The organism is Enterobacter cloacae complex sp. IR53041 (assembly GCF_049238285.1).
In the GTDB taxonomy this organism is placed as follows: domain Bacteria; phylum Pseudomonadota; class Gammaproteobacteria; order Enterobacterales; family Enterobacteriaceae; genus Enterobacter; species Enterobacter roggenkampii.
The window spans coordinates 10519-32693 of the sequence record NZ_JBMKHB010000044.1 but is presented as its reverse complement, the minus strand read 5'-3'; the positions used below and the strand labels follow the sequence as shown (position 1 = coordinate 32693).

At 57.4% G+C, this 22175-nt stretch carries 14 protein-coding genes and 1 pseudogene; 8 read left to right on the top strand and 7 right to left on the bottom strand.

All coding sequences use genetic code 11. The features are described 5' to 3' along the window. Positions 1-148 precede the first annotated feature (148 nt). The 4 genes and pseudogenes from rhuM to ACOTXF_RS21770 all read left to right on the top strand — a co-directional run. Positions 149-663 (top strand): annotated as a pseudogene (rhuM, locus tag ACOTXF_RS21785) (RhuM family protein); the annotation flags it as partial. A gap of 261 nt (positions 664-924) precedes the next feature. Continuing rightward, complete coding sequence (tssD, locus tag ACOTXF_RS21780; RefSeq protein ID WP_047745846.1) at positions 925-1410, top strand: type VI secretion system tube protein TssD; 486 nt, start codon at positions 925-927, stop codon at positions 1408-1410. Between the two features lie 9 nt (positions 1411-1419). Further along, complete coding sequence (locus ACOTXF_RS21775; RefSeq protein WP_008500111.1) at positions 1420-1785, top strand: tlde1 domain-containing protein; 366 nt, start codon at positions 1420-1422, stop codon at positions 1783-1785. Beyond that, positions 1782-2369 carry a hypothetical protein gene (locus tag ACOTXF_RS21770; protein WP_223861925.1) on the top strand — a complete coding sequence of 196 codons (588 nt, stop codon included), beginning with the start codon at positions 1782-1784 and terminating at the stop codon, positions 2367-2369. Before ACOTXF_RS21775 ends, ACOTXF_RS21770 begins: the two co-directional genes overlap by 4 nt. Before the next feature lie 32 nt (positions 2370-2401). On the opposite strand, the gene ACOTXF_RS21765 is transcribed toward ACOTXF_RS21770, so the two are convergent. From ACOTXF_RS21765 to ACOTXF_RS21755, 3 genes are all read right to left on the bottom strand, one after another. After that, positions 2402-2845 carry an acetyltransferase gene (locus tag ACOTXF_RS21765; protein ID WP_047745848.1) on the bottom strand — a complete coding sequence of 148 codons (444 nt, stop codon included), beginning with the start codon at positions 2843-2845 and terminating at the stop codon, positions 2402-2404. A 65-nt stretch (positions 2846-2910) separates the two neighbouring features. Continuing rightward, positions 2911-3957, bottom strand: coding sequence for a class I SAM-dependent methyltransferase (locus ACOTXF_RS21760; RefSeq protein ID WP_047745850.1), 1047 nt, complete (start codon positions 3955-3957; stop codon positions 2911-2913). A gap of 78 nt (positions 3958-4035) precedes the next feature. Continuing rightward, complete coding sequence (locus ACOTXF_RS21755) at positions 4036-4560, bottom strand: lipocalin family protein (RefSeq protein ID WP_316937134.1); 525 nt, start codon at positions 4558-4560, stop codon at positions 4036-4038. 117 nt (positions 4561-4677) lie between these two features. Here ACOTXF_RS21755 and ACOTXF_RS21750 point away from each other — a divergent pair, with 117 nt between their 5' ends. From ACOTXF_RS21750 to ACOTXF_RS21735, 4 genes are all read left to right on the top strand, one after another. Continuing rightward, entirely contained in the window at positions 4678-5403 is a 726-nt protein-coding gene (locus ACOTXF_RS21750; RefSeq protein ID WP_008500116.1) for a MerR family transcriptional regulator, read from the top strand. 99 nt (positions 5404-5502) lie between these two features. Beyond that, a complete protein-coding gene (gene uraH, locus ACOTXF_RS21745; RefSeq protein WP_008500117.1) occupies positions 5503-5913 on the top strand; it encodes a hydroxyisourate hydrolase in 411 nt (136 codons plus the stop codon). Positions 5914-6014: 101 nt separating this feature from the next. Further along, positions 6015-6974, top strand: a complete 960-nt coding sequence (locus ACOTXF_RS21740; protein ID WP_008500118.1) for a YbgA family protein — start codon at positions 6015-6017, stop codon at positions 6972-6974. 145 nt (positions 6975-7119) lie between these two features. Beyond that, the gene (locus ACOTXF_RS21735) at positions 7120-8208 is read left to right on the top strand and encodes an AAA family ATPase (protein ID WP_048962083.1); all 1089 of its coding nucleotides are present in this window, start codon (positions 7120-7122) and stop codon (positions 8206-8208) included. 38 nt (positions 8209-8246) lie between these two features. Here the strand turns inward: ACOTXF_RS21735 and ACOTXF_RS21730 are convergent, their stop codons facing one another. The 4 genes from ACOTXF_RS21730 to cdiA all read right to left on the bottom strand — a co-directional run bounded on the left by ACOTXF_RS21730 (position 8247) and on the right by cdiA (position 22170). Continuing rightward, positions 8247-8702, bottom strand: coding sequence for a hypothetical protein (locus tag ACOTXF_RS21730; protein ID WP_045414818.1), 456 nt, complete (start codon positions 8700-8702; stop codon positions 8247-8249). Between the two features lie 320 nt (positions 8703-9022). After that, positions 9023-9391 (bottom strand): hypothetical protein, encoded by a 369-nt coding sequence (locus ACOTXF_RS21725; RefSeq protein WP_045414816.1) that lies wholly within the window; start codon positions 9389-9391, stop codon positions 9023-9025. A gap of 345 nt (positions 9392-9736) precedes the next feature. Next, the gene (locus ACOTXF_RS21720) at positions 9737-9970 is read right to left on the bottom strand and encodes a hypothetical protein (protein ID WP_045414814.1); all 234 of its coding nucleotides are present in this window, start codon (positions 9968-9970) and stop codon (positions 9737-9739) included. Next, positions 9967-22170: a contact-dependent inhibition toxin CdiA gene (cdiA, locus tag ACOTXF_RS21715; RefSeq protein ID WP_270589096.1), complete on the bottom strand. Its 12204-nt coding sequence runs from the start codon at positions 22168-22170 to the stop codon at positions 9967-9969. Before cdiA ends, ACOTXF_RS21720 begins: the two co-directional genes overlap by 4 nt. Between the last annotated feature and the right edge of the window lie 5 nt (positions 22171-22175).

Genomic DNA, 22175 nt, shown 5'->3' with positions numbered 1-22175 from the left:
TGTGTTTGCGGGAAAAAAATCGGCCCAGATCCGCGAAATTTTAATCAGCGAGTCAGCTTGGGAAGAAATGACCTGCTTATTCGCACCTTCCTTAGCCTGCCCGTCATTCTTGCCATCGGCTATCGCGTCCGCTCCGCGAAAGGGAGATTTCTCATTAGCCGCTGACTATCAGTCGTCGTTCAAAGAGACGACGGAATTCTTCCAGACTATCCAGAATAAACTGCATTTTACCTGCACGGGCCACACTGCTACTGAGTTGATTCACCAGCGCGTCGATGCCACTCAACCGCATATGGGGATGTCCAGCTATAAAGGCGAAGAAGTCCGTAAAAGCGATGTCACCACTGCAAAAAATTATCTGTCTCTGGATGAGGTGAGCGAGCTTAATCGCGTCGTTAATATGTGGCTCGATTTTACCGAAGATCAGGCCAAACACCGCAAGCAGATATTTTTACGAGACTGACAAACTAAACTCGATCAGTTCCTGCAATTTAATGACCGGGACGTTTTAGAAGAAGCAGGCAAAATCAGCAAGAAAGCGGCTGATGAAAAGGCGTGCTTAGAATACGTTGAGTATGAAAAAAGCAGCGCCTGCTGAAAGAAGCCGAGGGTGAGAAAGATATCGTCGGCTTATTAAAATGGGATAAGCAGGCTAAGCGATAATCCCGGTATAGGTTCATTATTTAATGACATTCATCATTTCAATATTTGATTATTTTTAGTGACCACTATTCTTGCGATGGAAGAATAACCATAAATCGAGCTTATAAATTTTATAACATTGATTGACGCCACCCATATCTCGCAACAACAACTTTCTATTAAACCAACCAAAATTCTTTAGCATTCCTGTTTTGAAATGAAAGTCACAATTTAAATCCATAATGAAGAGTAGTTTCCCTCAGTCTATAAAAGGAGATTGAGATGGCTATACCTGTTTACTTATGGCTCGAGGATGATTCAGGCCGGAGGATTAATGGATCTGTCGATATAAAGAGTCGCGAAGGTTCAATAGAAGTGATTGAATTTATGCATTCTATAGAACAGCCTATAGATAAATTCTCCGGAAAAATCACAGCAAAACGCATTTGTAGTACCTATGCATTCATGAAAGAGATTGATTCATCATCCTCATATCTATACAAAGCCTTGTGCACTGGGCAAACGCTAAAAAAAGCAGAGTTCATATTTTACAGGATCAACTATAACGGACTCGAAGAGGCTTACTTTAAGACAACGTTAGAAAATGCAAGAGTTGTTCAAATTGAACCTGTCATGTTTGATATTAAACATCCGCAAAACGAACACTATACACACCATGAATATGTAGATCTAATATATGAAAAAATCACATGGCACTATATTGATGGAAATTTCATTCACTCTGATACCTGGAAAGAGCGCGCTTAAGGAGAAAGTATGTCCTGGGAATATGATGTAAAAGAGCATAAATTTTATCTGGATGGTGTCTACCAATTTGATGCAGATTACGCAGGTGCAAGTGGTTACAAAAACGATCCGTCACAAGAATGTGTAAAAAACAGCGGACCGCTGCCACGAGGTACCTACACTATTGGGTCCCCTCATAATTCAGCCCACACTGGGAAATATACTCTCAGTCTCACGCCCTACTCGACAAATGATATGTGTGGTAGGGACGCATTTAAAATACATGGTAAAAGCAGTTTGCACCCCGACGACTCTTCAGAGGGCTGCATCATTGCTCCTCTGAGTGCCAGAAGGAGTATCTGGAAAAGCAACGATACGGTATTGATTGTCAAATGAAGCGTTTATTTTGTTTATTGCCATTACTCGTTGCAGTCAGTTCGCACGTCTTAGCAACTGAAATGACCGGTTTCGCGGCTCAGTATTACGATGAAGACGGCTCGCTGACGGAAATTTCTACAGCAATGCCCCTTTCACCGACCATCGCTATAGGCAAGCAAGCCGTACAAATGGAGGTTACTCATCTGGCAGACATCTCCAGCACACCAGTCAACAAAGACAGTTCCGCTCGTTGGTTCTGCCTTCATGACGACGATGACACGAATTACTGGTTCATCTCGGATAACGAAATGGGTGCAGGATTATTAACGGCACTAGCCATAGCCAGGGATGGGATTCATAAAGAGTGTGCAAAAACAACGGAACCTGTCAAAGTCTCAGTCGCTAATGTTCCGTTGTTGAATGCTACTCACGGGAATTTAGTTGCATTGCTCGGCAAGAAAGAGATCGCCAAAAAGAAAGCGATGCTTTTTTATCAGGAGACGCCAGTACAGAATGGATTCATCCAGAGTAATACGGTCTCTTATTACTTTGATGGGGAAAAAGTGCGTGGCGTAATCATCGGGCAAATTACCAGTAACTAGCTTGCAGACTCCCTCTCCAGAGGGAGAGGGCGTTAAACCTGCCCACCCAACCGCATATGCAGCAACGGAAACGGATTCCCCTGCCCGTCCAGTTCCGAGCGTCCGACCTGCTCAAACCCCATATGGCGATAAAATCCCACGCCCTGCGGGTTCTGCTCATTCACGTCCACTTCGTTCGCGCCGAACGCTGCGATGGCGTACTGCAGCAGCAATTTCCCGACGCCCTTCCCCCGGCTCGCATCATCAACAAACAGCATTTCAATGCGGTTTTCATCCACGCCTAAAAAGCCGTGAATAACGCCTGCGTCATCGCGGGCCATCATGACGGTGAGGTTTGGCAAATACGCGTTGAGCAATAGCGGGCGCAGCGCCGCAATATCGCTTTCCTGTATAAAGTGATGGGTGGCGCGGACGGAGGATTCCCAGATCGCGACCAGACGCTCGAAGTGTGTGGGGAGTGCGGTTTCAATTTTCATGGGGGGATCATGATTGGAAAATCCTACCAATGCAAATCACTCTATGCGGCCTGTTCCCCCTCACCCTAGCCCTCTCCCACAGGGAGAGGGAACTGACCGTGCGGTTTTTCATCCCCTACCCTAATCTCCATCACCGCATAGACCCCGTCCTTCGGCACCACCACGGTGACGTTTTCCACCGGCACGCCGGCCGCGAGGTGGATGTCCTGAAGCTGCTGTAACGACCTCGGGTGAATATCCTCCCAGCCGATGCCCCGCAGCACAAAGTCAATCTGCGGGCTGCTGGTGAGCATGTTCGACACAATCACCGCGCCGCCGGGTTTGACCAGCCGCAGCGCGCGCTGGAGAAAAATCACCGCGTCGGTATCATTGAAGTATTCGAAAATCCCCAGCGCGTCGACCAGTTCAGCCTGATGCTCGCCCAGCTCCAGCAGCAGGTCCTCGTTACGCACCAGCGTATGGAGCAGGTTGCGCCTGAGCAGCGTCAGCTGTTCGCCCACCACAATGCCTTCCTGCGCCGCCATGGTTTCCGCCCAGCTCAGCGCCACCGGGTCTTTGTCCACCAGCGTGAGATAGACCTGCTGGCCATCAAGCTTTGCTTCGCGCAGCGCCTCCAGCACCGGGATGGCGGCGCCGCTCGCGAGGCTGACCCAGTTGTTCTCGCTTTCATTATGAATGTACTTATCCACCAGCGCGGCCAGCACCCGGGCGCGGGAGCGCACGCCAATCGCATCGTTAGCGTGGATAAACCACTGGCGGCTGTCGCTGTCCATTTTCGTGCCGTCGGGCAGGCGGTCCTCCAGCGGGTTTTGCACCACAAACAGCGCCAGCGCGGAGGGCACCAGCCGGGTGCGCCACGCGGTGAGCGCCGGGCGGTTGCGAAAGGCCTGTTCGGAATAGCGATTCTGCGGGACAAGCACGGCCAGCCCCCCTTCGTCGTATTCCACCCGCGGCGGCCGAAGCGCCGGCTCCGCTTTCAAGGCGCGGTCAAGGGAGGCGATCTCACGGGCAGCATCGTCTTTCATCGGCCACTGGTCGCTGACGTCGGGAAATGACGCGCTGAAAATCGTCATATTTTCCGGTGCATCGCCGCGAAAAGGCTGCCAGTTCATGTCGTCTTCCCTCCGTTAGGCTTTTAACGGAAGTCTATCCAGGCGTGCCAGTAATGCCCCAGGAAGAAAGCACGATTTTTATTGTTTCACCCACACCAGCTGGTCAACCCGGAAGCCCAGGCTGCGCGCGGTGTTCAGGTAATCCTGCTTCACCGCATCCGGGATGGTCGGCGTGCGCGACAGGATCCACAGGTAATCGCGGTTCGGGCCGCTGACCAGCGCATACTGGTACTTATCGTCCAGTCTGATCACGTTATAGCCGCCGTAGAACGGGCCGAAGAAGGAGACCTTCAGCGCGGCCGTGGTCGGTTCGCCGGTAAAGTACGCTTTGCCTTCGCTCTCATTCCACTTGTTCTTCACCGGATCGTAACCCCGGTTAAGCACGCTAATACCGCCGTCGCTGCGCTTGCCGTAGGTCGCCGTCACCTGCTCCAGGCCGCGTTCGAAGCGGTTTTCCAGACGGGCGACTTCGTACCATTTGCCGAGATAGCGGCTGGCTTCGAAGTTGGTAATAGGCTGCACGCCTTTCGGCGGCGTGGGGGATTTACAGGCGACCAGCGTCAAAGCAATCGCAACACCGGTCATAACAGGCCATAGCTTCATGAGAATTCCTTTCATTTGCACGGTTGGATGTTAAGTGTAGTGCACCGTTTCGGCGCTTCATCCCCTTCGGGAAAATTCGTAGTATATTGAGAGTATTCCTCCACTCTGGACACGGACATGGCTTACTCCATCGGCGAATTCGCCAGACTCAGCGGCATCACCGCCACCACCCTGCGGGCGTGGCAGCGTCGCTATGGTTTACTCAAGCCACAGCGCACGGAAGGCGGCCATCGCCAGTACAGCGATGAGGACGTCCAGCAGGCGCTCAAAATCCTCGACTGGGTAAAAAAAGGCGTCCCGATCGGCCAGGTCAAACCGCTGCTGGAACGCCCGACGCCGGGCCGAACCAACAACTGGCAAACCCTGCAGCAGAACATGCTGCAACGCCTGCAGGACGGCAAAGTCGAGTCCCTGCGCCAGATGATTTACGACGCCGGGCGCGAATACCCAAGGCCGGAGCTGGTCGCGAACGTGCTGCGCCCGCTGCGCCGCCAGGTCTCGGCTAACGTGGCCGCCGCCATGACCCTGCGCGCGATCCTCGACGGCATCATCATCGCCTATACCTCGTTTTGCCTCGAAGGCGATAAAAAAGCGCCGGGCGATAATATTCTGCTTAGCGGCTGGCACCTGAACGACCCGTGCGAGATCTGGCTCGAAGCCCTAACGCGCACCGGGCAGGGCCACCGCATCGACATTCTGCCAGTTCCGCCAGACGCCCTGGCTCCGGACATTTTCCCGGAGCGAAAATGGCTGCTGGTCACCAGCGGTAAACTCACCGCCGGGCGGAAAAAGCAGGTGGAGCAGTGGCAGCAGCAGGTATCGCTTGAAGTGATTATCCTCTGATCATTTTCTCCTGCGGGAATCTTCACGAAAAGTTGAATATTTTCCCGCGCCGCAAATGCTAACGTTTTCCTGTGACGAATAACTCCACAGGAAAACACCATGAAAAAAACTGCCCCTCTGCTGATCCTGGCCTCAATGGCCTTTGCCCCTGCCGCCTTTAGCGCCCCTGCCGGTACGCTGAGCGTCCACATTCTCGACCAGCAAACCGGGATGCCGCCATCAGACGTGAGCGTTACGCTGGAGAAGCAGCAGCAGGACAAATGGACCCCGATTGCCAGCGGTAAAACCGACCATGACGGACGCATCAAATCGCTTTATCCGCAGGATCAGGACATGCAGCCTGGCGTGTATAAAGTGACCTTCAAAACCGCTGAGTACTTCCACGGCAAAAAGCTGGACTCCTTCTTCCCGGAGATCCCGGTGCTGTTTACCGTGACGCGCACCAACGAGAAGCTGCACATCCCGCTTCTGCTGAGCCAGTACGGTTACTCGACCTATAAGGGCAGCTAAGACGCATTGATTCTAAAGGAATAAAAAAATAGTTCCGCGAATACTTGGACAAATTAGTCATGTTGTGTAAGTTTTAATTATATGAACGGGAGGACCACACCATGACAACGAAACCTGTGCTCGGTATTAGCGGATGTTTGACCGGATCCGCCGTTCGCTTTGACGGCGGACACAAGCGTATGAGCTTCGTCATGGATGAGCTGGCCCAGTGGGTGAACTTCAGGCCCGTCTGTCCGGAAATGGCCATCGGCCTGCCGACGCCTCGCCCTGCGCTGCGTTTGATTATGACCACCAGCGGTGAAACGCAGATGCGCTTTAGCCACGCGCCTCACGAAGACGTTACGCAGAAAATGGCGGACTTTACGGCAGATTTTTTGCCGAAAATCGGCGATCTCGCCGGGTTTATCGTCTGTGCTAAATCTCCAAGCTGCGGCATGGAACGCGTGCGCCTGTATGATGAAAACGGCAACCGGGGCCGCAAGGAGGGGGTCGGGCTGTTCACCGCCGCCCTCCTTGAAACCTGGCCGTGGCTGCCCGTGGAAGAGGACGGACGCCTGCACGATCCGGTGCTGCGGGAAAACTTTGTCGAACGTGTTTTTGCCCTGCACGAATTGAACACGCTGCGTAAAAATGGCCTCACGCGCCGCGCGCTGCTGGACTTCCACAGCCGTTACAAACTCCAGCTGCTGGCGCACCATCAGGCGGGTTACCGTGAAATCGGCCCGTTCGTTGCCTCGCTGCACGAGTGGGAAGACCTGGACGCCTTCTTTGTGGCGTACCGGGAAAAACTGATGACCATCCTGAAAAAACCCGCTTCGCGTAAGAATCACACCAACGTGCTGATGCATATTCAGGGGTATTTTCGTAACCAGCTTAACACCCGCCAGCGCGGCGAGCTGCGCGACGTGATCCTGCACTATCGCAACGGACAGTTACCTATCCTCGCCCCGATCACGCTGCTGAAGCACTACCTGGCCGAATACCCCGACCGGTATCTGATGACGCAAAACTACTTTGATCCCTATCCTGATGATTTGGGTCTGCGTCTGGCAGTCAAGTGATGAAAAAAATGCGAAGGCCCCATTGACCCGTAGAGGCCCAAAGCAGTACCCCGTTTAGACGACATCCTCACTGTCGTCTCTTTTTTGCATTTCATCTCAAAGACTGTGATTATATACAGGCTTATTCTGCGAAAGGGGCCTGCCTGTGATCCACACCCTGCACATTCAAAATTACCGCTCCATCCGCGAGATGTCGCTGGAGCTGGAGCAGCTCAATATCGTCTTCGGGCCGAACGGGACCGGAAAATCAAATATCTACAAGGCGATACACCTGATGCACAGCGCCGCCCAGGGTCAGTTTTCCCAGGCGCTGGCGAACGAGGGCGGCATTCTGAAGGTGTTCTGGGCAGGTAAAACCCGTAGCGACCAGCTGCGGCGGATGAACCTCGCGGTGGAAACAGAGAGCTACGAATACGAGCTGCAGGTCGGGTTTGTGGAGAAGCTGCCCTATCCCTCGCAGTTTCAGCTCGATCCGGTGATCAAAGAAGAATCTCTCTGGCTGAGCGGCCAGCACCGTCGACCTTCGTCACAGCTGATGAAGCGCAGGAATCAGGCGGTGTTTCTGAACAACGTGCATCACGAGAAGGTGACCCACAGCGGCACGCTGTACGAGAACGAATCGGTATTCGGACAGCTCGGCGAACCACATCTTTACCCGGAAGTGTCGCAGATGCGCGAGTCCCTGCGTAACTGGCGCTTTTATCATGAGTTTTCTGTATCAATCGGCTCGGCGATGCGCGCCCCGCAGGTCGGTTTCCGCTCCCCGGTGCTGGCCAGCGACGGCGCTAACCTGGCGGCGGCGTTTCAGACCATTGTGGAGATTGGCGACGAGCTGCTGCTGATGCGCATCCTCGACCAGGCCTTCCCCGGCTGCGTGTTTTACAGCGACAACACCGGCGGACGTTTTCGCATGATGATGCAGCGCGAGGGATTGAGCAGGCCGCTGGAACCGGCAGAGTTCTCCGACGGCACACTGCGCTTTCTGTGCCTTGCGGTAGCGCTGCTCAGCCCGCGCCCACCGGCGTTTATCGCGTTGAACGAACCGGAAAACAGCCTGCACCCGCAGATGTTGCCCGCCCTGGCGAGCTTAATCGCCGAGGCCAGCCGCTACTCGCAGATCTGGCTCACCAGCCACTCGCCGGAGCTGGCGACGTTGATTGAGAAGCAGCGATCGTTTTCGCTGTATCAGCTGTCGATGACGGAAGGGGAGACGCGGGTGGAGAGGCTGGGGTAGTCTCAATGGGCACGGAGGCTGTTTTTTCGCATCTCGCTTCAGTGAAGCATGCCAATAAAGAACCCCAGATACCCGGCCCTGCTTAACCATATAAAGCGGCTGGTAAGGCCGGAGCGCCGGATATTAATCAACTCTCTCATGGAGGCCAGGCCATCATTTTTGATAACGACATTTTTTGCACAATAGCGGCAATGCATAATCAGAAATAAAATTCCGGCGATCGCAAAAGCAATATAACTTTCGCGACTTCCCCAAAAATGGGGGCTTAATTTTAAATAGGTTAATCCCCAGATACTGACTAGAAAGACGATAAATGAAGATGCTGCGATGTTCATGTCTCGCTTACTACCCAGACCAAAAAAAAGCGCATCAAAGAAAAACATCGTGGTAAGAGGTGACTGAACGCTTCTTCCCGTCATTTTACTAAAACGGACAAACACGACAGTTCCGATGAAAAATGCGAACAGCGCAATTCCTAACAGCAGATAAATCATTTGATTAGTCCTTTTTGAAGGGCCAGGATATGAGGTCGGGACTGTTAGAGCCGTTAGGTTTAGAGAGAAATGACTCAGCAAATGATGTAAAAACTTTCTTCAATACTGCTTAGTGCGATATTTTATACTAACCAAAATCAATTAAGCGATTGTTTTTGCTCAGAAGCCGATAAGTAAAAAAAGAAGAAAGGAAAAAAGTATTTTTTTCATTTCAGTTTTCCCCTGGCAAAATCTTCGCCTGCTTTTCCTGCTCTCTCAGATAGATAGCCACCTACTGTAACACCTGCTATTACTGGTAATTGGTTTACGGTACCACACCGCTATCTCGCCCCGAGCCGTAGTGCATCGGATGGAAATAATGGTTGTAGAATCATGCCTTCATTAAAAATGAATATTTTTGGTGACAATGCCGCGACATCATAAATATTTTCAAGCACTAATCTTAAATTTGTTCTGAATATAGGTATATTTGCATCGTCTGCAATGACATAAACATTTTCATTTTTTAGCCAGGATTGACAGAGTAACTCATCACTTGTTTCAAAGTCTCTAAAGCTTATTTCAGACCAAGATATGTTTCTGCTAACAAAGGGATACCCTTCCAGAATAGTAGTTACCCGCTCTTCTTCTTTATCAATGATAGTGAAATCAGCACTAAGAGCCTCTTTACACTCTTCGAATAAACTCATGAGATCTACCTGTTCATTTATTTAAGCCTTAATGCTTTTTCCATTATCTCAAATAGTATTACTTGCTTAACACCATTTCCTGCCCCTTTGTATAATCTCTATCATTCATATGGATATCTTTTACAGGATCATAATCGACTCACCGCGCTGAGCCCACCGAAAATATTCCAATTATATTTCTCGGACAGAGTTCTTCAGAAGATTCGCGCTAACATTAATATGTAATTTAGCCGATTATAAGCACTGGATACCGCGACTATCCCTCGCCAGATTTAAGACAGACTGCCATTTCTTTATCGAAAGGTTTTTCCTCATTTCAGCTTAAAAACTTACTCTCAGCAACAACTAGTATTTTTTAAAAGAAATATACCAGCAACCTATACCAACAATAATCCCACCCAATGATGCGCCCTTAATAATCCTCACTAACTCAAATAGACTTATCTCAACAGGGATATTACGAATGAAATAGAGATAGGCCTTTGCAAAAAAATAAGTTAGCAAAGCAATAATATCCATTGTTAAGATCAGCGTCAGCAAAATCAAAATAAAAGACATCAGCCATCTTTTTTCGTTCATTTTGCTGCTCCATTCTTGTTATTAGCAGGAGTAGATGGGTCTACCACCACATTAAATACTTCACCTGCAACGCCGCCGCCTGCAGCTCCAACAATCCCAGGCACTGGACTCAATCGATAAGGCTGAGATATACCATATCCAATATCCTCCCACTGTAAAGATTTCCACATGGGGTTAACAACGTCACCCAATATCGGTTCTATTAATTTATTACCTACTCCATAACCAATTGCTCCACCCAAACCACCGATAGTTCCGTAAAGGAATGGATTTTTTCCATCCAGGTAGCTTACGATGGCGCTGCTACCAGCATTGATAAGAACTGTTGATTCAAATCCAGTATAACGGGTTAAAGCACCGCTCCAGTAGGCAGCAATAACGTTTTTAGGATCAACGGAACCATTCATCACATAATCAACACCACCCACAGCTCCAGCACTGATGACACCAGAAATGACCATTGCTTCAGGAAGAATGCCTCCGGACATCACTGTTCCCACAGCCGCCATCGCCATCTGGCAGGATACCGGTGTGCCTCCGCTGCAGGCTTCTTTAATCGCGGCCTGCTGCTCTGCCTGCCATTTTTCTGTCGTTCCCGGTTTTACAGCATTTGCAGCTGCCAGAACGCTGGCAAGGTTGTTATTCTCAGCACTATTTTTCCCTGCACTGGCCCCAGTCGCCGCACCAGCCGTATTTCCCCCGGCAATCCCGCCAGCTATGCCCGCTGAAACAGATGCCAGCGTACTCACGGTTTGCTTCTGTTCTTCCGTCAGCTTCGACGGGTCAGTATCGGGATAGAACTGTCTGGCGATAGCTGTCGCAATCAGTTCGCCGGATGCGGCTCCCACAGCGCCCGCTGCGGCACTGTTGCCCTGAAGGGCTGCGGTTACGCCGCCGAGGATGGCATGGGCAATCGCTTTTGCCGCCGTATCGTCATCAATGCCTGCATGATGGCCGATGATGTTCGCCAGCTCCGGTGCTGACGCGCCCGCCAGCGCCCCTCCGATATTGCCGCCCGCCAGTCCCTGCAGTGCTGCTGTGGCCGCCTGGATGCCGTGCTGCATGGCGCTGCCCGTACCATACTTTTCCTGCGTCTCTTTATATTCCGGCGTAGCACGCAGTTTCGCCAGATAATCCTGGCGATCCTTTTCTGTCGCGTTAGCCGGAATATCACCGTATTTATCCTTTGCCGCCTTCAGCCCGTTCAGATCACCCTGCGTCCTGGCAATATCCGCCACCTGGCTGCCAATGTCGCTGATCATCCCAACTGCGTTCAGACGGTTCTGCTCTTTCTCCTTGTCGAAGATCGGGCTGATGCTGTCGTTGGCATGTTCGGTGTCGCGGCTCAGATCGGCCACGTCCTGCTTCTGGTTTGCCTTGTCGCGGATAGTGAGGGAGCCCTCTGCCACCGCGGCCTGCGTGGTGCCTTCCTTATGACCTTTGTTACCCGCAGCGGAGATCATGCCGCCCGGCAGGTTGCCCTGGAATTTATCCCCGAAGCTGCCGCCGCCGCTCAGGCTGATACCGGAGTGCGAGGTTTTAAAGTCCGCTTCGTTGTGGATATCGCTGAAGCCCAGCGTCCCGGTGTCGAGGCTGTTTTTATCCGGCATGGCGGTAGAGGCGATAACCGCGCCATCAAGCTGGGTGTGATGCCCGACGGTGATGTCGAAGCCGCCGTCCCCGGCATACAGCCCGGTTTGTTCGGCCACCGAATCAAAGCGGCTCTTCATCTTGTCCTGGCTGGCGTTGATATAGCCTGAACCGGACATGGTGCCGAAGGTGAAGCTGCCCCCCGCCGCAACGCTGGTCTGCTTGCTGTCGTAGTCGCTTTTGTCCTGCTGGCTGCGCATCAGCAGATCGTGACCAACATCTGCCACGATTTTATCGCCGTTAACCTGGGCCCCGTTGAGCACGGTGTCGTGCCCGCTTTTAAGGGTGACGGTTTTGCCGCTGTCGATGGTGGTTTCGGTCCAGTCGGTACCGTTGCCTTTATCCTTGCCGTGCGCGGCGTTGACGTTGGCAAACACGCTGATACCCGCGCCGTTGCCTCCGGCACCGATGCTCACGCCGATACCGCCACCGCTGCTGCTGTTCTTGCCGCTGGTTTTTTGGGTGTTCGCCGCGCCGGACAGCAGAATGTCGTTCTGTGCATCCAGCGTGGTGTCGCTCCCGGCTTTCAGCTGGCTGCCCGCAATCACGATGTCACCGCTGTTCACGCCGTTGTTTTTGCCGTTCGCGGTGATGGTGAGATTATTGCCTGCGTTCAGCGTGCTGCCTGCCACCGCATCACTCTCAGCATGCTGCTGTGATTTTGACTTCTGGGTCGTCAGCGAGAGGCTCACCCCCATTGCGTTCGGGTCGCTGGTGGTTGCCGCCATATCCGCTGCCTGCCCGGCCTGCACACCGGACAGCACCGTTTTGGTGGCCTGAAGGGCTTTCAGACGGCCATCACTTTGCTCTTTGGTCTCCTGCGCCGCGCTCACGGCATTGTTAATAGCGCTACCGACGGTGCCGGAGAGCGCCACGGTGAGCCCGCTTTTCTTCTGCTCGAAGGTTTCATCCCGGGTGCGCTTGTCGTGCCCCGGCTCGATGATGACGCTGTCGCCGCTGAGGCTTAAATCCTTCCCGGCGATAAGATCCGCCCCGCCGACGTGGGCCTGGTTTCCGGCAGAAATCGCGACGTTACCGCCCGTCGAGCCCACCGTACTGAAGCTCTGGCTCTGGGTGGTGCCCTTCTCACGGAGATCCTGGGTACTTTTGCTGCTGCCGATGGTGAAACCAATCCCGCCCGAGCCCATCAGGCCGGATTTTTTCTCTTCCTTAAAGCGCCAGGAGGTATCGCTGTTCGTGGCCGCCACGATATCGACGTTGTTGCCCGCCTTAAGCTTCACGTCGCCATCGCCCGCCACGGCGGAACCGTTCACCAGCAGGTTATTGCCCGCAACGACCTGCACGTTATCGCCGCTCAACAATGAGCCGGATTCACGCGTCGCGCTGTTCTCCTCGATGGTGTGGGTGGTTTTCTTGCTCAGGAACCCTTTTTTGGTTTTGGTCTGCTCTTTGTAGTGATAATCGCTTTCGGTTGCGGTATTGAGAGTGACGTCACGGCCTGCCGCCACGCCGATATCGCCCTTCGCCGTTACCTGCGCGGCTTCGGTGGTGACATCGCGCCCCGCGAGGATCTGGGTATTCGCCCCGCTGGCGATCTCGGTTCCCTGCTGGCGTACGGACTCGTTGATGACGGTTTTCTTGCCTGACTTATAGCTATCGCCCTGCGTGGTCTCTTCCGCCGCCAGATTCACGTCGCGACCCGCCTGCAGCCCGACGCTTTTCTCCGCCGCCAGCGCGGCGGCCTGAGCGTTGATATCCTGCCCGGCCTTCAGGACCAGGTTATCGCCTGCGGAAATTGTGGTGCGGTCGAGCCCGGTGCTGTGGGACTCGCTTTTCCCTTTACGGCTGCTTTCGCTGGTCTGTGCCGCGTTCAGATTGAGATCGTTGCCCGCGCTCAGCCCCGCGCTGCCGCCCGCCTTCAGGTCGCTGGCGGTCACGTCAAGGTTGTGCCCGGCGTTCACCAGCAGGTTGCCGCCCGCGGTGACGTTACTGCCCTGATACGTGACGGACGAACGGCTGGTTTTCGCCCGGCTGGAGCTGAATGCGTCGTTGATCTGATTCGCGTTGACGGCAATATCGCCCCACGCGTTCAGCAGCATATCGCCGCCGGAGGCCAGGTTCGCCCCGGTAACGGTGATGTTTTTCCCCGCCTCAAGCGACAGGCCATCCTGCGCGGTAATAGACGCCGTGTTGCCCAGCAGGGTGTCTTTCAGGCCGATCTTGCCGTACTTCCCGCCGGCGTTGATATCAATCTGCTCAACCTGGGTCAGGTTGTTGATGCTGCCGTCCAGGCTCTCCAGCGCGACCGTTTTGCCGCTGATGGTAGAGCTGATGTTATTGATATCGCCGATGGCGCTCAGGTTCAGGTTGCCGCCCGCTTTCATCAGGCCGTTGTTGAGGTTGCTGATGCTGTTCTGGCTGTCGAGCGTCAGGCTGTTTTTCGCCAGCAGCGAGCTGCCGCTGTTGGTGATGTCGCCGCCCTTCAGGGTGACGTTGTTGCCCGCGATTACGCTGCCGTTATTGACGGTGACGTCCTTCGGTGACAGGTAGAGTTTCGGCACCATCACCGTTTCGCCGTTGACGGTGGCTTTCTCCCACCACAGCAGGCTGTGGTCGAGCGCGGCAATCTGATCCGCAGTCAGCGAAACGCCAAACTGCAGGCCCAGCGACTGCTGCGCCGCCGCGGCGTTATCCATCAGATAGCGCATCTGATCCAGATCGGAGCCGATGCCGTTCAGGTAGCGGTTACCGGTCTGGTTGAGCACCACGTTGGAGACATAGCGGGTATCGAACGCCGCATCGCCGAGGAAGCGGTAGTCGTAATCCGGGTTCAGGTTGAGGCGGCCGAGCATGTAAGACGAGCCGAGGAACTGCTTCTCGTCGGTAAACGCCAGCCGCGTCTCCTGCGGCGCAGTGGACGACGGTTTGACCCCGAGCATTGCGTTCAGATCGGCAAACAGGGCGGGATCGAGCTGTCCGAGACCGTTCAGTTTCGGGTTGATGCCGATCAGGTACGGGCTTTTCGGGTTGTCGGAGAAGACAAAATAGCCGTTGTTGCCCGACGGAAGCGGGTAAGCGCTGGTATCGACGCGCTGGCCCTGGTAATGCCCGACGGCGCCGCCCTGAGCGGTTCTGAGATCGGCGGTGGTGACCCCGGCGTTCGCCAGTGCGCCCAGCTGGCCGAGGTTCGCGTTGCCTTTCTGCGTGGTGCCAATGTTGCTGAGAGGCGTGCCGGACGCGCCGCCGTTTTCCAGCGCGCCGCCGCCGTTAAGCTGCTGCAGCGCACCCTGGAGCTGATCGTTCCACTGCGGCGAGTTCACCGCCACGGTGCCGGTATTGCTCAGCCCCTGTTTTTGTACGCCGCTGCCGACGCTCTGGTTGCTGAGGGTGTTCAGCGACGGCGTGGAGATAACGTTGCTAACGCCGCCCGCGTTCGCAGTGGTATTGGTGTTGCTGATGTTACTGGTGAAGTTTGCGGTGACGTTACCGCCCGCCTGGATGACGGCGCGGTAGAGTTCACCCGGTTGGAATTCTGTTTCATGCCCAACCAGATTGTACTCAATAGTATCATTCTGGAATTTGATATTCTTACTACCAGCCACGCCTAACTTACTTGTTGCGTAACCAACAGACGTAGATAACGGTTTATATTCATAAATCAGGTAATCAACCTCACTACCTGCCTGCCAGCTCTGGTTATTTAATTGATTTCCAGACAGGTGAATATCACCGTTTGCCAATATATTGCTGGCATTATTATCAAGTCTGGAAGCCTGAATAGTCAGGTCACTACCTGAAGAAATACGCCCTGATGGAGAATCGCCCCCTGTGATAACAGTTGTGCTGTATCTTCCGGAAAAACGCTGCCTGACTGTATTTTTAAAAGGAGCCAGATAATAGTATGTGGAGCGATGGATATTACATGCACTATTAGCTCCACAGTTACCAGCACCCGGACCAGTAATGACTTCTCGCGAATAAAAACCATAACTTCCATCTGGCAGAGCCGTAACAGGCACATCTATTGTTGACTCACCTGTCATCCAGTCATCAACTGGTTGTACCTGACTCTGAGTTGAAGCTTTAAGCCCTTCCCGCTCATTTCGTAAGTTGATGGTTTTAATATTAAGACTTCCACCCTGCGTCTCAATATTCCCAGACGTGTTCACCACCTGGCTGTTCGCATTCCCTGCCGCATCCCGCTGCATCCACAGGTTGTTTCCCGCCATGATGTCGCCGCGCTGGTTGGTGATGCTGTCGGCAAACAGCGCCAGGTTATTCGCCGCGTACAGCAGCGCGGTGTTGACGATGGCGCCCGGCGCGCTCAGGGTCAGCGAGCCGCGCGTGCCGGTGAAGCCGTCGACGGTAATGTTGCTCCGGCTGGCCACGGTGATGTCACCTCCGCCCTGCACCGAACCCGCGGCATTCAGCGCCACGCTGCTGCCGGAGAGCGTACTCGTGCCGCCGCCGGTGGTGATTTGTCCGTTGTTGCTGAGCTGCCCGCCCGCGTTCAGGTTGACCGCCTGCCCCTGCAGCACGCTGCGGTTATCAATGTCGCCGCCGCTGTTGATGGTGAGGGTTCTGCCTGCCGCCACGGCGGTTCTGCTGGTAAACGCGTTCGTCAGCTGCAGCGTTAAGTCCCCCAGAGACACCAGCTGGCCGGTAAGGTCCAGCCCCCGGCTCTGCAGCCACAGGTTGCCGCCGCTCAGCAGCTTGCCGCCCGCGCTCTGGGTTACCTGGTCCGCGCCAATATTCAGCTGCGTGTTGCCGAGCAGCGTGCCGCTGTTGTTCAGCTGGCTGTAGTTCACAGTCAGCTGTCCCGCCTGGGTGGTGCCCTGGCTGGCGAAATTGGTGCCGGTCAGGGTGGCGCGATCGGCCACCCACGTGCCGCCGTTGGTGGCGTTTGCCGCATTGAGTATCAGGTCGGTGGCCTGCAGCCAGCCGGTGCCGGTGAACTGCGGCGTGCCGAGCGTCAGGCGCGCGCCGGAGAGGAGTCTGCCGTCGTTACGCGCCTGCGAGGAGGCGGTCACGCGCGTCTCGCCGCCGCCCTGGATAAGGCCGTAGTTAAACAGCGCGGGCGTGGTCAGCGTCAGCGCATCGCGGCTGACGATTTCGCCTCCGCTGTTGTTGGTCAGCGTCCCGCTGAGGGCCAGCGTCGCGCCGTTATCGCCCTGCAGACGTCCGTTGTTGGTGAGCGCCCCGGTGGTGATGCCGAGCGTGCCCCCCTGCATTTTGCCGTCGCTGGTGACGGAGGCCGCCGTGACGTTCAGCGCCCCGCCGGACAGCAGGGTGCCGCCAGACTGCTGGCTGAACGCGCCGGTCTGGCTGAGGGTCAGGCCATTCACGCCGCTGATGGCGCCGCTGTTGCTGAGCGTGCCGCCCGTCAGCGTCAGGTTTTTCGCCGCCCACTGACCCTGGTTCGCCAGCGTCGCGGCCTGCAGCGTCGCCGCACCCAGCGCGGTGATCCTGCTGCCTGCGGTTCCGGTGAGCGTATCGGCCAGCGTCATCTGCAGCGCGTCGGCGCTCTGCACCGCGCCGCTGTTGGTGAGCGACCGGGCGTTAAGCAGGATGTTCTGTGCCTGCCAGCTGCCGGCGTTGGTCACCGCGCCGGACGCAATCGTCAGCGCGCCCTGGGTAAGAAGCTTGCCGCCTGCGCCGTTGATCAGCTCCTGCTGCGGCGCGGCCATCGCCATGCGCGCCATCAGCCGCTGCTGCCCCTGAACGGTCAGGCTCTGCAGACCAGTTAAGGTGCCCTGGTTGTTAATGCTGCTCTGATGCACCGCGAGGGTGTTCCCCTGCACGGTGCCGCTGTTTTTTAGGGTGCTGCCGCCGAGCGTCACCTCGCCCTCGCTGAGGAGCTGCCCGCGGTTATCCAGCGTCTGTGCGGTGATATCTGCCCGGCCCTGGCTCATCAGCGAGCCGGTTGAGGTCAGCGTGCCGCCGGTCGTGGCCGTCAGCGTTCCCTGGCTGAGCAGAGACCCGCCGTGCGTCCAGTCGCTGGCGCGGATGTCCGCACCGTTCCCCTGCAGCGTGCCCTGCGTGGTCAGCTGGCCTGCATCCAGCGTTAGCATGCCGCCGGAGAGGGTGCGCGAGGCCGCGCCCGTGGTCAGCGTGGTCCCGGTGAGCGCCAGGCCGTTCGTTCCCTGCATCAGCCCGCCGTTGTTCATATCGCGGGCGGTGAGGGACAGCGTACCGCCCGTGATGCGCCCCGGGTTCGCCAGGGTATCCGCGGTGAAGGCGGTCGCGCCGCCGCTCTGCAGCAGCCCGGTATTCGTTAACGCTCCGCTGAGCGTGCCGCTGAGTCCCGTCTGCCCGTTCACCGTGCCGCTGTTGGTGAGGGTGGTGCCGGTCATGCCCAGCGTGGCGCCCTGCAGCGTACCGGCGTTCGTCAGCTGTCCGCCCGCCAGCGTGAAGCCGCCGCCGGAGAGCCATTTACCGTTCAGCTCGTTGATAAAGCGGTCGGCGGTGGCGTTAACCGCGTTGCTGCCCTGCATCAGGCCGCTGTTGCGCAGCTCAGTACCGCCTGCTGTCAGCGTTTTGCCCGCCACCGTGCCGCTGCTGGTCAGCGTCGTCGCGTTAAGCGCGGCATCGTCGGTGGCAACGATGTTCCCCGTGTTGGTCAGGGCATTGCTCAGGCCCAAATCCAGGCTCTGCGCCTGAATATCGCCCCGGTTCGTCAGGTCGCTGCCCCGCAGGGTGAACCCGCCCTTCACCAGCAGCAGGCCGGCGTTATCGAGCGTGTCGAGGGATACGTTCAGAGGACTGCCGCTCACCAGCTGCCCGGTAGCGCCGTTGCTCAGCGCGCGGGTGGTCAGCGCCAGCGTGTCGTTACCCTGGAGAATCCCGGTGTTGTTCAGCTGCGCAGCCTTTACCGTGAGGGCTTTCCCGGCCAGCTGGCCGTCGTTGAACAGCTGCGCCGCCGTCAGCGTGAACAGGTTCTGGCTGAGCAGGGCGCCCGTGTTATCCAGCCTGCCGGTCGCGGAAAGCGTCAGGGCATCCAGCGTCTGAACGCTGCCCTGGTTGTTCAGGCTCCCGGCGTCAAGCGTCGCGCTGCGCCCCTGAAGGCTGCCCGCGTTGCTGAGGGTTTGTCCGCTCAGCGTCAGGGTCTCGCCGCCCGTCACCTGGCCCTGAGGCTGGTTCGTGAAGGTGTTCCCGGACCAGGCCAGCGTGCTGCTGCCCTGAAGCAGACCGCTGTTCTGCAGGTCGCCCCGCAGGGTCAGCACTTTCGCCAGCAACTGGCCACGGTTATCGGTCCTGTCGGCCTGGACATCCAGCACCTGCTGGCTGAGCACCTTACCGCTGTTGGTCAGCGTGCCGGTCACCGCCGCCGTCACGCCCGCTTCCCCCAGCGCGTTACCGGTATTCATCCACTCACCGGTGGCCAGGTTCAGGGTGTTGCCCTGCAGCAGCCCGGCGTTGTTCAGGGTGGTGTGGTGCAGGGCGAGCGCGCCACCGGAGAGCAACATGCCCGCCTGCTGGTTGCTGAGCTGTGTCCCGGTCGCCGTCAGGGAGTGTGTCCCCTGCAGCGTGCCGCCGTTGGTCACCGACGCGCTGTTAAACTGCGCGTCGGTACCGGCCATCAGCCCGCTGTTCGTCAGGCTGGCGGTGGTCAGCGTCAGGCCGTTCCGGGCAATCACCCGCCCGTCGGCATCGTTGCTGGCCTGTCGGGTCAGGTTCAGCAGCAGCGCGGTGGCGCTGAGCTCGCCGCTGTTGGCCAGCGTTTCACCGCCGAGCGTCAGCGTTCCGCTGCTGCGCAGCGCGCCACGGTTAGTGAGGTCTGCCACGCCGAGCGTCAGCGCCGAGTCCCCCTCGACGGTGCCCTGGTTTTGCAGGCTGTCCGCCGTGATGTGCAGGTCGCTGGCCGCAATATTGCCCGCGTTCGCAAACGCAGTGCCGTTCAGGGTGAGCCGGTCGTCCGCCAGCAGACGTCCGGTATCGGTGTTGGTCAGGCTGAGGTAGTCGCTGCTCAGGCTGACGCCGTTGATTTCCCCCTGGTTTGTCAGCGTGTCGCCCCGGAGGCGCAGCGTGCCGTCGGTGGTGATAAGCCCGCTGTTAGACAGCACCGGAACGTTCAGCGTTAAATCCTGCGTGCTGTAGACCGATCCGCCCGCGAGGTTTGTGAGTGACCCGGTCTTCAGGCCGAGCAGGGTGGTCCCCTGCAGCAACCCGCTGTTCTCCACCGAGGCAGCGTCCAGCGCCAGCGCACCGGCAACCAGCGTACCGCTGTTGGTGATGCGGTCAGGAGCCGTCAGGATCATGCGATCCGCTTTTGCGACGCCGGACTGGAGGATGTTCTGTCCGCTGAGCGCGATGGCGCTGGCGGTAAGCTCTCCGCCGCTGGTCAGGTCGCCGGTTGCGTTAAAACTCAGCGCGTTACCGGTGGATTTCCCGGCGTGCGCAATCGTGCCCGCCGTCACCGACAGAGCGCCTTTCGCCGCCTGCGTGCCGTTCAGCGCGGCATTCTGCGCCTGCAGGGTAAGCCCCTGCCCGCTCTGCAGATGCGCATCCTGGCCGGTGGTCAGGTCGCCGGTGCTGACGGTTAAGGCCCCCGCCGCGTCCGTCTGCCCGTTCAGGCTGGCGCTGCGGGTCGCGGAAATCTGTACATTGCCCTGGCTGGTGGTGCGGGACGCCTGACCGCTGGTCAGGGTGCCGGCCTGCGCCGTCAGCGCCGTCGCGCCGGACAGGGTGCCGTTCTGTTCCAGCACGTCTGCCGTCACGCTCATCGCCCCGTCAGCCAGCAGGCTGCCGCTGTTACGCAGGGCCTGCTGCGCCGTGACGTTCGCATTGCCTTTCGCGCTCAGCGTGCCCCGCTGCTCCAGGGTATCAACGCTCAGCGCCAGGTTGCCTGCGCTCTGCAGGGTACCGCTGTTAGTGACCGTCTGCCCCTTCAGGGTGACGTCGTTACCCTGCACCGTGCCGCCGTTTGTCAGCACTCCTGCGTTCACGTCAAGGTGGCCTTTCGCCGCCAGCTGGCCGCTGGTGGATACCCTGTCGCCGGAGAGGGCAATGTCACGCCCCGCATTCACCTGCCCCTGATTACTGACGGCGCTGCCCGTCAGGCGGATATCGCCCGTGGCATCGGCCCGGCTCTGGCCGTCCATCACCAGCTGTCCGCCGCTCAGGGCCAGATTCTCCCCTGCCGAGATCGCGCTGGCCGTGGATGACAGCGTGCCGCCGCTGCTGAGGGTCGCGCGGGTATCGCTACCGCTGCGGGTATTCGCCAGCGTGATATCTTTCCCGGCCGTCACGCTGAGCGCGCCTTTGCTGGTGACGCTGCCGCCGCGCTGCGTCAGGCTGCCGTCGGTGGACAGCGTGGTGTCGGCCTGGCCCGTCAGCGTCGCATCCGCAAGCGCCATTCCCTGTTTGCTCGTGACGGTTAGCGCCCCGCCCTGAGCCGACACGCCGCCGCCGTTGACAGTCAGGGTAGCTTTACTGTCCAGCGTCGCCGCGCCGCGGGAGACCAGGGAGGTATTGCTGAGCGTCATCCCCTGCCCGCTGCTCACCGCAAGCGCGCCCGCGCTGTTTGTCCCGCCGCCCGTCGTCTGCACTTTCCCCGCAGCGGAAAGGCGCATATCGCCCTGGCTGGCGAGCGTGCTGTTATTGAGTTCCACATCCTGCGAGCTGGCCACATTCAGCGCGCCACCGGACTGATGGCTGCCGTTGAGGGCCACTCCCGCGCCGTTCGCGGTAATCGATCCGCTGGCCAGGCTGTTCGTGACCGTCAGTTTCCCGCCCGCGTCCAGCTGAATATCGCCCTGGCGCGCGGTGAGGTTGCCGAGGTTCACCCCCACGCCCGTCTCGCTGGAGACCAGGCGGATACGGTTCGCATACATCCCGCCGAGCGCGCCGGTATCCACGGCCACCACGGGCGCGGCACCCTCACCGGCAATCGGCCTGACGCTGCCGTCTGCGCCCACGCGGTTCGCCCCTGCCGTTACCGTCAGGTCGTTCGCATGTATCGCGGCGTTCACTTCCGTTGCGCGCGCAATAATCGACAGCGCGTCGCTCTTGCTGGCATCCAGCCCCTGGCCTTCAACCGTGATGGCGCCTTTCGTCACCTCCAGCGCCTGCAGGTTACCGCTGGCGTCGAACTGCGGTTTCCCCGTGGTCAGGGTGACGTTCGGGGTGTTGATAAATCCGCACCCGTTACAGGTAATGCCGTACGGGTTGGCCACCATGACGTTTGCTGCTTTACCGGCGACTTCCGTATAGCCCTGCAGCTGCGAGCGGCTGGCACCCGTGACTTCGTTGATAATGCCTTTCGCTTCCCGCCCGGCCTGCAGGTTGGGGTTGTTCTGGATAAGCCCGCCCAGCTGGGTCTGGGTTAAACGGTCCGTGCCGTTGTTGAGGATAAGCCCCTCTTTGCCGACGTTATACTCACCGAACTGGTTATGCGAGATACCCGCCCCGTTGGGCGTGGCGATGTTGACGACCGGCACCCCGTTCCCCGCCCGATCGACCGTGGTCTGCCCGGTCGGCGTAAGCGCCGCCGCGACGGCAGGTGCCATCGGCTGCCAGACCATCAAACCGCAGACAATCCAGCTGATCAGACGCTGCGAGAAACGAACGGGTGGGTGACGGGTATCCATAGTCG

What these genes read in the sequence shown, in the direction of transcription:
- ACOTXF_RS21725 (WP_045414816.1), bottom strand. Translation starts at nt 9,391, where the DNA reads ATGAGTTTATTCGAAGAGTGTAAAGAGGCTCTTAGTGCTGATTTCACT.
- ACOTXF_RS21730 (WP_045414818.1), bottom strand. Translation starts at nt 8,702, where the DNA reads ATGATTTATCTGCTGTTAGGAATTGCGCTGTTCGCATTTTTCATCGGA.
- ACOTXF_RS21755 (WP_316937134.1), bottom strand. Translation starts at nt 4,560, where the DNA reads ATGAAGCTATGGCCTGTTATGACCGGTGTTGCGATTGCTTTGACGCTG.
- cdiA (WP_270589096.1), bottom strand. Translation starts at nt 22,170, where the DNA reads ATGGATACCCGTCACCCACCCGTTCGTTTCTCGCAGCGTCTGATCAGC.
- tssD (WP_047745846.1), top strand. Translation starts at nt 925, where the DNA reads ATGGCTATACCTGTTTACTTATGGCTCGAGGATGATTCAGGCCGGAGG.
- ACOTXF_RS21740 (WP_008500118.1), top strand. Translation starts at nt 6,015, where the DNA reads ATGACAACGAAACCTGTGCTCGGTATTAGCGGATGTTTGACCGGATCC.
- ACOTXF_RS21765 (WP_047745848.1), bottom strand. Translation starts at nt 2,845, where the DNA reads ATGAAAATTGAAACCGCACTCCCCACACACTTCGAGCGTCTGGTCGCG.
- ACOTXF_RS21775 (WP_008500111.1), top strand. Translation starts at nt 1,420, where the DNA reads ATGTCCTGGGAATATGATGTAAAAGAGCATAAATTTTATCTGGATGGT.
- ACOTXF_RS21720 (WP_045414814.1), bottom strand. Translation starts at nt 9,970, where the DNA reads ATGAACGAAAAAAGATGGCTGATGTCTTTTATTTTGATTTTGCTGACG.
- ACOTXF_RS21750 (WP_008500116.1), top strand. Translation starts at nt 4,678, where the DNA reads ATGGCTTACTCCATCGGCGAATTCGCCAGACTCAGCGGCATCACCGCC.
- ACOTXF_RS21770 (WP_223861925.1), top strand. Translation starts at nt 1,782, where the DNA reads ATGAAGCGTTTATTTTGTTTATTGCCATTACTCGTTGCAGTCAGTTCG.
- ACOTXF_RS21760 (WP_047745850.1), bottom strand. Translation starts at nt 3,957, where the DNA reads ATGAACTGGCAGCCTTTTCGCGGCGATGCACCGGAAAATATGACGATT.
- uraH (WP_008500117.1), top strand. Translation starts at nt 5,503, where the DNA reads ATGAAAAAAACTGCCCCTCTGCTGATCCTGGCCTCAATGGCCTTTGCC.